Raw genomic sequence first — 12,991 nt, 5'->3', positions numbered from 1 at the left:
CAAATCGCAAAGATGATGTAAGAGTCGCGCCGATAGCGTGCTGCTTATGTCACCAAACCTCGATCCTCCACTTAAAATAGAACTTTGGCTACCATCCTCTCATCCCGATTTACTACAAGGACTCGATTTGTGGCTAGATTTGGGTTTGATATCTGATGCTCAAGTGCGGCAAATTTGCCGAGAACATTTAGTATGTCGTGTGGTGTTGCAACCTCAAGTACTACCAGAACCACAACAACTAGTTACGCCTAGTCCTGTAGAGAAATTACCTGTAACGTCTCTACCTGAAAGCAAACGTTCGCCCTTGGCGCAAGCCGTACCCGGCTTATCGCAACCTCAAAAACCCAACATTCTTGCCCGGATGTTACAGTCACTAGGGGAAGAATTAAGCGTCCGTTGGCTGCTGTTCTTAGGGATGTTCTTGGTTGTGTTGTCCTCTGGGGTACTTGCTGCTAGCCAATGGGATAAGTTTCCCGCTTTTGGGCAATATGGAGTTTTGCTTGCCTACACCTTAAGTTTTTGGGGAGTTAGCTTTTGGACTGGCAAACAATCTAATCTTGGCTTGACGACTAAGGCATTGCTGATTGTGACTCTTTTGTTGATCCCTGTGAACTTCTGGGCAATGGATAGTTTTCAACTATGGCAAAATCCTTTGAACTGGATTGTCATTGCTATAGCTTCGACTGTCCTTACAGTTGTTACCATCTTATCTAGTCACAATCGGGTATTTGAAACTAATATTTCAAAATCTATTTTATTTAATATCTTAGGGCTGTCATACTTGCATTGGGGTTGGCAATTACTGGGGTTTCCTCTTGTAGCTGTATATTGTGCAACTGTAGGAACAGCGATCGCTAGTATTTATCGCCTTAATTATAAGAATTCGACAACTCCTACAAAAAAATCAAGTATTAATTTATATACATTTGTCATTATTTATGCGTTAATTATACTTATAGGAAGAGCAATCTTCATTGCCAATGTCGAGATTCAGCAACTAGGATTAGCGCTTGGTATTTGTGGCTCTTTAATAACTTGGTTATCATCTCCCCCAACCCCCGATCCCAGAGCAGATCCCTTATCCCCGTCTCATCTTTCCTGGGAACCTGTTGGTGGTGTCTTATTATTGCTAGGATGGCTAGTATCGGTAGGTTCGCCATTTCCTTGGCAAGCCACAGCAGTAAGTTTTTTGGGTTTGTGGTTTTTCAAGCGTCGCTTGCATCGTGGTGGTGTGAGAGCAGATGTTGGAGCAATTTTTGTTATTGGGCTAGAGACAATTTGGCTGTGTTGGCGGTTAGTACCTGAAAATTTCCAGCAAAATCTTGTCACTCTGGCAACTCGACTGGTGGGTTCCCAAAATGCACCTTGGCAATTGTTGAGTGTTGCTTTATTTCCCTACGTTATTGTTATGTTGGCATTGGCAGATAGATTTTATCGTACCCACAAGGTGAAATTGGCTCATTTTGCGGAATTGCTAACATTGCTATTTGGGGTTCTGCTGACAGCTATGAGTTTGGCAAATCCTACACTTCGTTCTATCAATTTAGTTTTATCCACCATCACTTTATGGAAAGTTAGTCAAAGACATCCTCGTACAAGGGATTATTTGGTATACATGACCCAAATATCTCTTGTGCTGACAATTTGCTCGGTAGTTGACCGCCTATTACCAACTTTAACTCAGGAAGTCTGGGCAAGTCTTTTGTTAGTTCTTGCCATTGCAGAGTGGTTATTCAGTCCGGGGCTTGGAATCTGGCGGCGTAGTGCTTGGCATATGGGTACGGGGTTAGCGGTACTCAGCTACATTCTATTTTGGGAAAATGCTAATCTAGCCTGGATTGGTTCTGGTAATGGTAGAGAACAGTGGGGTCTTATTTGGTTGGCAATTCCAATGACACTCACGAGTCTTGCAAGTTGGGGATATAAAACTCAAACCAGTGCTGCATCGCGTTCCATGTCTAACATTTTGTTGAGTATTGCTGCTTTGGGGCTGGCTCAGTTACTCACTTTGCCTTTGATTGGAGGTCGGTTAATTGGTTTGGTTGTCGCCGTCGCTTTGATGTTGGTTAATACGTATTATTTGCGACACACTTCATGGGCGATAATGACTGTGGGTTACGGGTTGGGTGCGATCGCTGCTTTATTATGGGAAGGTGTGCCTGGATTCTCAAGACTATCAACTCCTGGTTGGTTTTTGATAGGAGCAGCGACCATCACTATTTTGTGGATATTACGTAGTTTATTAAATAAAAAAATAACACAAAGCTCTGAGGAGACAGAGAATCAAGAGACTCCTGTTGCTCCTTCAAGCTTGCCACAAATTTATGCGATCGCATTTGATAAATGGGCGATTGCGTTATGCACGGCTGAGTTATTGTTACTCAGCGCTCACTCTTTGTTCGTCTATCAAAACCTAGTAGAGCCAGGATTTTTGTATTTAATTTCCAGTGCGATCGCATTATCAGCAATAGTCTATCGTAGTTGGCAGCAACCCAATGATTGGGGATTTTATGGCATTGGTTGGTGTCTGGAATTATTAGTCGCTGAATTACTTGGTTTTAGCGAACATTCTCTCATCCAGATAGCAATCGCCAACGTTGCTTTAGGCTTAATGACTCAACTTTTAGGAGAGTGGTGGCAAAGACGACACCAATTGGCAAAACTTCCAAACCGTTGGCACATTTTACCCTTAATGTACGGAGTTTTTGGTGTTTTGCTGCGATCCCAAACCTTAACGAACTGGACTGGTTTATCATCCTTTGCTGTGGCTTTAATTGCTATTGGTGTGGGGAGACGCCACCAAAAATATAAACCATTGGTTTACTTAGGGCTGATTGGAGTTTCAGTTGCAGCATACGAACTTTTGTTATACCAACTCTTACAAGCTTCAGGAGGAGCCTATGGCGATGGTTTCATTGCCATGTCCGTTCTTGGAACTGGTATTATGTATGCCTATCGTGTCCTTTCGCCTTGGCTGTTGAAGTACTTACGTTTAACCAGTCAAGAACTCAACGTCGTTGCTCATATTCACTGGTTTTTGAGCAGCAGTTTGTTAGTTGCTGCTTGCTTTAGCACTGTAGAAGCAAAAACTCTTGGTTTGGGAACGGGGTTATTTTTAATTCGTTACGCTATCTTTCAAGGTAGAACTCAGTCGGAAAATCCCGATAGGAAAGCAATTTCCTTATCTTCTCTCTGGGTTTACATTGGTTTACTCCAAATCGCTTGTTTGAGGGCTTTTTTACCAGACATTCCAATTATAAGATTGTTAGAGAAACAGTTGCCTCCATGGGAAGGTGCGATCGCATCAGTCGTTGCTTATTTCCTCTACATTTTGCCTTGGGAAACTTGGGGGTGGTCTCAAACACCTTGGCGTATGTCAGCATACTTCCTCCCACTGATATTTTTATGGCAAACTAGAGTAGAAGTTTCACCAATAAGCTTGCTGATTGCTGCTAGCTTTTATACCATTATTGCCAAAACGGGTCATAAATTCCGTTTAACTTATATCAGTTTGGTTCTAGGAAATTGGGCATTGTTCCGTTGGTTTTTAGTCTTAAATTTCACCGCTCCTTTGTGGTATGTTACCTCTATTGGTTTATCAATACTATATGTTGCTCAATTTGAACCCGAGCTGAAATTACCCAACATGAAATCCTCCCGTCATTTTTTGCGGCTTTTGGGTTGCGGTCTGATTTGTGGTTGGGCGATCGTGTTTAATCAATATGCGCCTTTAATACCTGGTGTTTTCAGTCTCATAGCTGTCTTTTCTGGATTAGCATTGCGCGTCAGAGCTTTTCTTTATGTTGGCGTCACTGCCTTTTTTATTACAAGTTTCTATCAACTCGTACTGTTGAGTTTGCAATATCCATTTTTTAAATGGGTTGTTGGCTTGTTTGTTGGGATTGCACTCCTGACCATCGCTGCTAATTTTGAAACTCGTCGCGAACAATTGAATTCTTTACTTCGGAACGCTAACCAGCAATTACAAGCTTGGGAATAACATAGTAATCCTATCTGATTTGTGAAAATTTGAGTGTCTAGATCCCCGACTTTTCAAAGAAATCAGGGCTCTAACTGTTTGCAAATGATTTAGGATTGCTATATATTAGAAAATATGCACGGCTACATTCCTCCATCGCGCTTTTTTCCGTACTTGACTTGGACTGATGTTCGAGCAATGCCAAATAAAGAAAATGTTGTCTTAATCCAACCAGTAGGAGCAATAGAACAACATGAACCTCATTTACCACTAATTGTTGATGCGGCAATTGGTGCGGCTGTTTTGAAAAAAGCTTTGGAAAAACTAAACGATAACATTCTAGTAAAATATAATTACCAAAAACCGGATAAAATAAGAAAGATTGCAGACTAAAATACTGGAAAGGGGGCGCAATGGAACGGCAAAGGTATACGGTGCGGTTAAGTAGGGAAGAGCGGCAGGAATTAGAAGCGATCGTGAAGAAAGGGAAAGGAGGTGCCCATAAGATTCGCAATGCCCAGATACTTTTACATAGCGATGAGAATGGTGAGCCTCTGACGGTTGAAGCGATCGCCAAACTACTGCATTGCAATAAAGATACGGTGTGCGAGGCACGCAAACGCCTAGTCGAGCGTGGTTTTGCGGCAGCACTTGAGCGCAAAAAGCGTGAAAATCCGGCGATCCCAAGGTTGTTTGATGGTGAAGCGGAGGCCTGGTTGATTGCGCTGGCGTGCAGTAGTCCGCCGGAGGGTCGTGGCAGGTGGACATTACAGATGCTGGCTGACCGCGTGGTAGAACTAAAGATTGTGCCGCATTGTACAGCTAATACAGTGCATGAGGTGCTAAAAAAAACGAACTTAAACCCCATTTCCGCGAGTGTTGGGGGCAACCGCCGGAACAGGACGCGGACTTCGTAGCCGCAATGGAAAACGTGTTGGAGGTATATCATCGTCCTTACGATGCTGATTTTCCCGTGATTTGCATGGACGAACAACCGATACAACTCGTGAAGGAAACACGCACGCCACTACCGATGGAACCTGGAAAACCTGAACGATACGATTCTGAATACGAACGCAACGGTACCGCTAGTATCTTCATGTTCTGTGAACCAAAAGCAGGAATTCGTAATGTTTCTGCCCATGAACAACGCACCATGACCGACTGGGCTCAACAGATAAAACATCTCCAAGGGTGTGCAATACCCAAATGCCAAAAAGGTCGTGCTCGTATGTGATAACCTTAACACCCACAAACCCGCCGCTCTTTACAAAACTTTCCCACCAGAAGAAGCAAGACGCCTTCTCAATCGTCTCGAAATCCATTACACCCCAAAACATGGCTCTTGGCTCAATATCGCCGAAATCGAACTTGCCACTCTGACACGCCAGTGTCTCGACCGCCGTATCCCCGATCTTCCTACCCTCCAAGCTGAACTCAACGCATGGAATACACAACGCAATAACCTTCACTCCACCATCAATTGGCACTTCACTACCACTGAGGCAAGAATCAAACTCAAACGCTTGTATCCGGTTATTGATGATTAAGGTCTACTAGTATACCTTAAGATAAATTATGCAAAAATCAGAGACTATTGTTTATCCAGTTCATTATCGATTGGTTGTACGACGGAATGACACTTGGCATTTCACTAAAGGTGACGTGTTCGTTAATTTGTTTAATGTTCCAATTCTTGAACAAAAAGATTTATTTGCTGTGTTTGGTACAACGATGAAAGAAGTTGCTACTGAGCTTCGACGAATCAATAACGGACATCCCGGCTTCTATATAGCGGACATTAAAAACAAAAAGTACTATTACTGTGGTATCCAATGGGAGGATGTCAAAGCTAAACTTCAAGAATTGGGCATTGGTAGACCAGATCCTATGGAAGCTTGAAAGTTCAGATTGTACTCCTGACCATCGCTGCTAATTTTGAAACTCGTCGCAAACAATTGAATTCACTGCGAAGCAATGCTAAAGGGCAATTACAAGCTTGGGAATGATAGCATATTAGAGGTTTTAAATCATTTACAAATCGTTTACATTGCAAGCATCCTCTATTATCTCACAGACCCAATTCATATATTGTGAATCTTCAATTGCTTCACACAACTCATCTATCCAATTGAAATATATAGCGGTTCTCACTTGAATGAAGTACAGATTTATCCGCTACGGGCTGCGTTCGTCTGCGGTTCCAAAACTTTTTTATGTATTGCACTCTGCTGCTGAATTAGATTTCAATCAACCCAATTTACAACTCGTAACTCAGGAATTTGTTTAAAATGTCTGATATTTCGTGTCACTAATATAGCTCTATTCGCTAAGGAAATACTCGCAATTAACAAATCTGCTCTTCCAATTTTACGTAGTTTTGATACTGTACGTAAACGCTCAAATTCATCTGCGGCTCTTTGACTGATGGGAACAATTAAAAGTTCTGCTAACAATTCTTCTGTGCGAAACAAAAGCTCTTGCGCCCTCAATAAACTTTCACCAGTTTCTGCTTTGATTAGATAATCAATGCGTCCGCGCAACATTTCTGCTTTTGTAATTATGGTAATTCCTACTTCTGAATTTTCAACAGCATTTAACCGGGTAACAACATTTGTATTCCCAGCATAGAGATGGGTTAGAGTATCAGTATCAAGCAAATACATTTACATTCCAATTACTCATCAACTTCAGAACGTCCTCTCGCTTGATAAATACTTGTTCTCAATTGAGCAAGCGATGTATCATCGGCAAAAGCTCCTACCTGCTGAAGTAGGGTGGAACGACTACTTTGAGCACGCAACCAATCATCAATAGCAACTTTCAAAAACCTCCATTCGTTTTCAATTTTACGACCGGGAAGCTTTCCTTGTAAAGCTTGACGCTGTAAAGTTTCCATCGGCAGACGTAAATATTCTGAAACTTCTTCAAGGGTAAGAACTTCTGGTAACGTGACTCGCTCCATAAGCTGACTTCACAAAGCTTTACTTATTATAGAATTGTAGCACAGATTGGGACTTGTGATTGAGCTTTATCCTCAAATATAACGGTTTTCAATTGGGTGCAATACATAAAAAATTTATGGAACCGCAGCCTGTAGCAGCCCGTAGCGGATGAATCTGTACTTCATTCTAGTGAGAACCGCTATATCTTCGTTAATGTAATTTCTATTTTACCTTAAGATAAATTATGCAAAAATCAAAGACTATTGTTTATCCAGTTCATTATCGATTGGTTGTACGACGGAATGACACTTGGCATTTCACTAAAGGTGACGTGTTCGTTAATTTGTTTAATGCTCCAATTCTTGAACAAAAAGATTTATTTGCTGTGTTTGGTACAACGATGAAAGAAGTTGCTACTGAGCTTCGACGAATCAATAACGGACATCCCGGCTTCTATATAGCGGACATTAAAAACAAAAAGTACTATTACTGTGGTATCCAATGGGAGGATGTCAAAGCTAAACTTCAAGAATTGGGCATTGGTAGACCAGATCCTATGGAAGCTTGAAAGTTCAGATTGTACTCCTGACCATCGCTGCTAATTTTGAAACTCGTCGCAAACAATTGAATTCACTGCGAAACAATGCTAAAGGGCAATTACAAGCCTGGGAATGATGGCGAGATCGTGTGTTTCATGTGATAAACTTTCATTTCCATGCACAAGTAATCTCCCAATTAGTCCCTTTGGCGTTGAGCAATCACAAAGCTATCCAGATTGCTCATCAAAGATTCTATATCTTGGTTTGTTTCGACTAATAGTTCTTCAAGGGGCTGCTCGTTCACTTTAATGTCCTCTAGTTTACACATTTGCTGATTGAGAACAAAAAAGACAATTTTGAGCATTGAGGGCTTGCAAGAATTTTCCATGCAGATCGAGATATTAGGACATTTGTAGTCTACTCCTACCATATCTCGGCAATTTAAACCCATTGGTCAGTACATAAGGTGGTAACTTCTACACTTATTAATTCATATCTAATTTAAAGCAATTGTACAATCCTCAGCAAAGATCATACATTGTGAGAAAATAGATGACGAAGTGGAGGAAAATTTATGATAAGTTTCATATGCGATCGAGTTATAGATTTTGATGCTACCCAAGCATATGAAGCTAAAGATATTGAAGAACCGATCGCTCGATTAAAATCCGGTGCAGAGTTGGGAAGAAAAGTTGTAGTTGTACTGAGAAGTGCCCATTACTTAACCACTCAAGCGTTCGTAATTCTTTACAATTACATTCAGACTCCAGCTGTATCAAATATAGTTCTGGTACTCGTTTCTACTGACCAATCGAGAATATAGCGGTTATCACCTAACTTTGTGAAAAAAATGATACAAAGCAAAGAGTAAATCAGTTAATGAAACTAAAATTGGTAAGTCTAGCAGGAATACTAATATTGGTGTTAAGTTTAAGCGCTTATGCACAAAGCAAAAGACTGGTATCTGAAGGCGATCGCCAGGGAGTGACATGGAAAGTATATCTATTAAATAAGAAACTTACTAAGACTGTGAAATTAAGCGGTGAAACTAGGCGACTGTACTTAGTGAATTTAGAAGTCTTTAACAGCTCCAGGAGTTCCACCAGTTGCTGCATATCAAATACTATATTTTCATCCAATTTCAACTCTCCACTCACAGCAAACCAGTCCCCCTGGCGTTGAATCTTCATCTGAAAATCGTTAAAGTCAGCACGGTGACCGATGCGGAATTTTTCGCCTTCTGGCCATTCCAGAATTATACTGTCCTCCAATGCTTGCAGTTCTTGCAGCAGTTCCAAACAGTTCTCAAGTTCGTTCACCAACCATTCACCCTCTCGTTCTTCGTGACGGGTTAAGGTGGGACAAGCTGCTACAACAGCATTGGCTAGTTGCTTCTCTTCACTTAAATTGCGCGTTGTTTGCAAGCGCGTACCTTCAACCTCTGCAATCACGGTTTCACCGCCCGTACCCGGATTGTAATAAGGACCTCCTCCATCAAACGGTCGAACTAGTATGGCAACTTTCAACCCATCCCCTGCAGGTAACAAGTGAACGTGAGGAGTGGGTTTTGCTGAGACTTCTTTAGCATTTTCCAACCCACCACCAATATCAGAATGTACGGTGACAATTCCAGAAACTGCATTGATCGCGGCTAAGACTCGATCTTTGGCTATAGCAGGGACTTCCAACCGATTTTCCTTACCAAGAATTTCTGCAATCCGTCGATGTCCAGCACTGATTTCGATCGCTTTTATCCGAGTGGGCGTTTCTTTTATAGCCAGGATTTCTTGTTTTTCTGGTAGTTTGGGAAAAAATTCCAAAGTTAAGCGATTGCGTTCGCGAAGCGGCTGCTTTGCAGCATCGCCCTTGGCGCAAGCCGTACCCGGCTTATCGCTTTTTTTCACCAACAATTCCGGTTCTCCTTTCACTATTTCTACACGAGTTGTTGGAGAATTTTCCCAAAATACAAAAGGATGCCCTACTAACTCCAAAATCGCTTTTTCGTTTAAACTATATTCAGTTTTTCCGTAATATCCATGAGAGTTATCGTGGTAAGTTTCAATATACGCACACAATCTTAAATCTTGAGGAGTGATATAATTGAACTCACTCAGATTATTGCTCAACCGCTTCAAAGCTATAGGACGACCCACACCCCAAGCCCCTTTAGCATTTATTTTTTGTTCGCGAGGCTGTAACAAGCATTTATTGGAATAGAAAGTAATAAACCAAGCCAAGCGCAATTCCAAATTAATTTTAGATGGTGATTGCGGTTCCTTCTGGATATTAGCCAGCGCCTTCAAGCTAAATTCCCAAGGTTCTTGAGGTTGAATCAAGTTAACAATACTTTCTATCTCGATATCTTCAAGCAATATCTCTGCTTTCGTTTCGTAATGACTGTCTGGAATCAACCGAGATAGCAATTCTGCTGCTTCCATCGCCACCCAGTCATAACCAGAAGCCATAGCGTGTTTATATAAATGTTCTAATAACTTGGGCAATCGTTTTTTTGCCTGCTCGATGTCCATCCAGTAAAGGCACAGACAACAGAACAGTGTTTCTAAACTGTTACCATTAATTAAAGAAGGAATATAAGCATCGACAATAAGTATTGTTTGTTCAACATCACCCTGTTGAACTTGCAAGACTATTTCCAGTCTCGAATAAACTAACTTGAGCCAATGCTTGGGTTGGCATGAAATCAAACTAGCATATTCTTCTGCTTCGCGAAGACGTTCCGGCGAATCATCTTTCAACAAAGCCAAGATAAAAAACAATCCGCTTATAGTGTTAAAGTATATTGGTCGTTGACTTTTACCTTTTTTATGGGCTTTGAGACCAGCTGTATAATACTCAATAGCTTTGTCGTTCTCACCACGTGAGAAACTCAGCCAACCCCAATAGACAGTAGCATGGTGTTGATACTCATCCAATATACATTCCAAACTCTGTTGAGCTTCTTGGATGTGTCCTCTTAAAAGCAGTTGTTCTGTTAAAAGCAGTTGCAGATCGTGTGAAGGATCTATAGAAGAACAATGTTCTTCAAGCAATGCAAATGCGTCATCAGCTGGCTTGCATTTCAATGCAGCACTCGACAAAATGCTAGATATAGCTTTCTCATACAATTCTTCAGGTAGAGTGCGAAACCAATCTGCATCAAATGGATTATTGCACACCTGCTCAAAAATATCTTCTATTGATATATTCTCTCGCGTATTGTATTTCTTGTAATTTTCAAGTTGCTCGTTAATAAAATTGAGGTTATGGCTATAAAGACCAATACGGACTTCCCGAATCAATTGGCTCTTACTTTTAAAAAACCGAGGTCCACCTTGCCATTGAGTTTTGATGGGTAATTTGTCCTGTACTGTTTTAACAAATACGTTAAACCTTCCCGTTTTCACTGCATCGCGAGTCGCAATTTCTACAAGCAAAGGATGACACTGAGGACCGAAGCCAATAGGTTGCACTAACAATCCTGATGCTAACAGTTTGTCAAGATAAGGTTTTAAATTTGAAGCATTGAAAAGTAGACCATTTTCGTTACGTGCGCCAGTATATGTAAAACAATCTAGAAATGTAGTTCTATTTATAGGCTCGTAAACAACTGAAAACAATTGGATTATACTTTGTTCTAATGTTGATAGCTGACGATAATCTTTAGCAAGTTGTGAGCGAAGCACTTCGCTGTCAATCTCAGAATTGCTTGTGGTATTCATCAGTTTTATGTATTTTTTATACAAAAATATTAGGTAATATTATAAACTATACTTGCTACAAAAAATTACTTAAAATTTATGAAGTTTTGTGACATGAAACTCAAGATCCCCGACTTCTCAAAGAAGTCGGGGATCTAACTAAGGGGATTAAACCAAATGGTCTTGTCAATAATTTTGATATAATGTAATATAAAATACCTTAAAAGGTCACCTAGAAGTACTCTTCCGAGTACCATCGTCGATTTTTTAAATCCAATGGATACAAGTTCGCCTAGTAGTCATAGTATTTATCTCCCTCTTGCTTGGTGAGTTGGTCTCCCAGTGAGAGGGAGACATTAGGAGGTTTTTATGCTCACCTGGGAAGGACGTGCTGAACTGTCAAGCATTGCTGACTTAAACCAGCTAAAAGTTGAACTCAATCGTTTACCGGCTGTGGATGTAGGAGACTACATTGTGGAACAGCCTACCGAAAAAAGAGCGATCGCATTCCGCTTGCTTAACAAAAACCAAGCAATTGCAGTTTTTGAGTACTTACCCTCTGAAATTCAAGAAGAACTGATTGAAGCACTTCACGCTACGCAAGTCTGTCAAATTGTAGAGGCAATGAGTCCGGACGATCGCGTAGAGTTATTTGATGAGCTACCTGCAAAAGTTGTCAAGCGCTTGTTGCAACAACTTAGCCCGGAAGAAAGGCAAGTGACAGCAACAATTCTCGGCTACCCTGATGGAACAGCTGGGCGCGTCATGACAACTAAATATGTCCGCTTGCAGCAAGGCTTAACAGTTGGAGAAGCCCTAAACAAAATTCGCCGTTATGATGAAGATAAAGAAACAATTTACTACGCCTACGTCACAGACGAAAATCGCAAGCTCGTGCGGGTAGTCTCCCTGCGTCAGCTATTGTTTACCATTCCTGATGTTTACGTCAGAGATGTAGCCAGCGATCGCGTCGTCAAAGTTAAAACGGAAACTCCCCAAGAAGAAGTTGCTCAATTAATGAAGCGCTACGACTTGATAGCACTCCCTGTTGTGGATCGCGAAGATAAACTTGTAGGAATCGTCACAATTGATGATGTAGTGGATATATTAGAAGAAGAAGCCACAGAAGATATTCAAAAACTTGCGGGCGTGAGTGGTGGTGATGAAGCCGCCTTATCACCTCCCCAAGTGACTCTCCGCAAGCGTTTTCCCTGGTTGTTGGTTAATATTGCCTTATATGTGGGAGCAGCGAGTGCGATCGCGCCATTTCAACAAGTCATTTCCGTAGTGCCAGTTTTAGCTGTCATTATGCCAATTCTATCCAATACCAGTGGTAACGTTGCCATTCAAGCCTTATCCGTAACAGTACGAGGATTAGGGGTTGGAGAAGTTACACCTAGAGATACTTTCAAAATTCTTCGTAAGGAAATTCTAGCAGGATTGGGGACATCTGTAGGGCTAGGATTATCCTTGGGCATACTCTCCTTAATTTGGTCGCCACCTCAAGAGAGATGGGTAGCAATTGTTGCAGCATTGGTAATGGCTGTTAACGTATTTGTTGCAGCCAGTATGGGTACAGTTTTACCAATGGGTCTCAAAAGGTTAAAATTAGACCCTGCATTGATTAGCGGACCGTTGTTAACTACGTTATTGGATGCTGTTGGGTTTCTCACTTTCTTAACCCTGATTTCGGTGGCTTTGAAAGTTTTTCGTTGAAAATGCCTATCACTCCAGCCCTTCTCCCTAAGGGAGAAGGCAGAGAGCCAAGGGACTTCCAAATAAAAAAATATGCAACTTTCTCTTGTGGTACGGGCTTCTAGCCAGCCACTG

9 protein-coding genes and 2 pseudogenes are annotated in these 12,991 nt (G+C 41.4%); 7 read left to right on the top strand and 4 right to left on the bottom strand.

Going from position 1 to position 12,991, the window contains the following annotated elements:
- Positions 1-46 precede the first annotated feature (46 nt).
- The 4 genes and pseudogenes from ACKTT2_RS45765 to ACKTT2_RS45750 all read left to right on the top strand — a co-directional run bounded on the left by ACKTT2_RS45765 (position 47) and on the right by ACKTT2_RS45750 (position 5,881).
- On the top strand, positions 47-4,000 hold the full coding sequence (locus ACKTT2_RS45765; protein ID WP_407899252.1) for a DUF2157 domain-containing protein: 3,954 nt from the start codon (positions 47-49) through the stop codon (positions 3,998-4,000).
- A gap of 114 nt (positions 4,001-4,114) precedes the next feature.
- Positions 4,115-4,318: pseudogene (locus ACKTT2_RS45760) on the top strand (creatininase family protein); the annotation flags it as partial.
- 74 nt (positions 4,319-4,392) lie between these two features.
- Positions 4,393-5,529 (top strand): annotated as a pseudogene (locus ACKTT2_RS45755) (IS630 family transposase).
- A 28-nt stretch (positions 5,530-5,557) separates the two neighbouring features.
- Entirely contained in the window at positions 5,558-5,881 is a 324-nt protein-coding gene (locus ACKTT2_RS45750) for a hypothetical protein (RefSeq protein WP_407899250.1), read from the top strand.
- Between the two features lie 344 nt (positions 5,882-6,225).
- On the opposite strand, the gene ACKTT2_RS45745 is transcribed toward ACKTT2_RS45750, so the two are convergent.
- Positions 6,226-6,645 carry a type II toxin-antitoxin system VapC family toxin gene (locus tag ACKTT2_RS45745; RefSeq protein WP_407899248.1) on the bottom strand — a complete coding sequence of 140 codons (420 nt, stop codon included), beginning with the start codon at positions 6,643-6,645 and terminating at the stop codon, positions 6,226-6,228.
- A gap of 11 nt (positions 6,646-6,656) precedes the next feature.
- The gene (locus ACKTT2_RS45740) at positions 6,657-6,944 is read right to left on the bottom strand and encodes a helix-turn-helix domain-containing protein (protein ID WP_407899246.1); all 288 of its coding nucleotides are present in this window, start codon (positions 6,942-6,944) and stop codon (positions 6,657-6,659) included.
- Between the two features lie 224 nt (positions 6,945-7,168).
- On the opposite strand from ACKTT2_RS45740, the gene ACKTT2_RS45735 reads away from it, so the two are divergent.
- Positions 7,169-7,492: a hypothetical protein gene (locus ACKTT2_RS45735; protein WP_407899244.1), complete on the top strand. Its 324-nt coding sequence runs from the start codon at positions 7,169-7,171 to the stop codon at positions 7,490-7,492.
- Positions 7,493-7,659: 167 nt separating this feature from the next.
- On the opposite strand, the gene ACKTT2_RS45730 is transcribed toward ACKTT2_RS45735, so the two are convergent.
- Positions 7,660-7,827 carry a hypothetical protein gene (locus ACKTT2_RS45730; RefSeq protein ID WP_407899241.1) on the bottom strand — a complete coding sequence of 56 codons (168 nt, stop codon included), beginning with the start codon at positions 7,825-7,827 and terminating at the stop codon, positions 7,660-7,662.
- Between the two features lie 210 nt (positions 7,828-8,037).
- On the opposite strand from ACKTT2_RS45730, the gene ACKTT2_RS45725 reads away from it, so the two are divergent.
- Positions 8,038-8,286: a hypothetical protein gene (locus ACKTT2_RS45725; protein WP_407899239.1), complete on the top strand. Its 249-nt coding sequence runs from the start codon at positions 8,038-8,040 to the stop codon at positions 8,284-8,286.
- Positions 8,287-8,401: 115 nt separating this feature from the next.
- On the opposite strand, the gene ACKTT2_RS45720 is transcribed toward ACKTT2_RS45725, so the two are convergent.
- On the bottom strand, positions 8,402-11,182 hold the full coding sequence (locus ACKTT2_RS45720) for a hypothetical protein (RefSeq protein ID WP_407899237.1): 2,781 nt from the start codon (positions 11,180-11,182) through the stop codon (positions 8,402-8,404).
- Between the two features lie 348 nt (positions 11,183-11,530).
- Here ACKTT2_RS45720 and mgtE point away from each other — a divergent pair, with 348 nt between their 5' ends.
- Positions 11,531-12,877 (top strand): magnesium transporter, encoded by a 1,347-nt coding sequence (gene mgtE / locus ACKTT2_RS45715; RefSeq protein ID WP_407899235.1) that lies wholly within the window; start codon positions 11,531-11,533, stop codon positions 12,875-12,877.
- Positions 12,878-12,991 lie beyond the last annotated feature (114 nt).

The organism is Scytonema hankhaensis NUACC26 (assembly GCF_045865695.1).
Classification (GTDB): domain Bacteria; phylum Cyanobacteriota; class Cyanobacteriia; order Cyanobacteriales; family Nostocaceae; genus Scytonema.
This window is presented reverse-complemented; position numbering and strand designations above follow the sequence as displayed.

Coding starts and splice junctions, on each gene's coding strand:
- ACKTT2_RS45765 (WP_407899252.1), top strand. CDS start 47: ATGTCACCAAACCTCGATCCTCCACTTAAAATAGAACTTTGGCTACCA.
- ACKTT2_RS45750 (WP_407899250.1), top strand. CDS start 5,558: ATGCAAAAATCAGAGACTATTGTTTATCCAGTTCATTATCGATTGGTT.
- ACKTT2_RS45745 (WP_407899248.1), bottom strand. CDS start 6,645: ATGTATTTGCTTGATACTGATACTCTAACCCATCTCTATGCTGGGAAT.
- ACKTT2_RS45740 (WP_407899246.1), bottom strand. CDS start 6,944: ATGGAGCGAGTCACGTTACCAGAAGTTCTTACCCTTGAAGAAGTTTCA.
- ACKTT2_RS45735 (WP_407899244.1), top strand. CDS start 7,169: ATGCAAAAATCAAAGACTATTGTTTATCCAGTTCATTATCGATTGGTT.
- ACKTT2_RS45730 (WP_407899241.1), bottom strand. CDS start 7,827: ATGCTCAAAATTGTCTTTTTTGTTCTCAATCAGCAAATGTGTAAACTA.
- ACKTT2_RS45725 (WP_407899239.1), top strand. CDS start 8,038: ATGATAAGTTTCATATGCGATCGAGTTATAGATTTTGATGCTACCCAA.
- ACKTT2_RS45720 (WP_407899237.1), bottom strand. CDS start 11,182: ATGAATACCACAAGCAATTCTGAGATTGACAGCGAAGTGCTTCGCTCA.
- mgtE (WP_407899235.1), top strand. CDS start 11,531: ATGCTCACCTGGGAAGGACGTGCTGAACTGTCAAGCATTGCTGACTTA.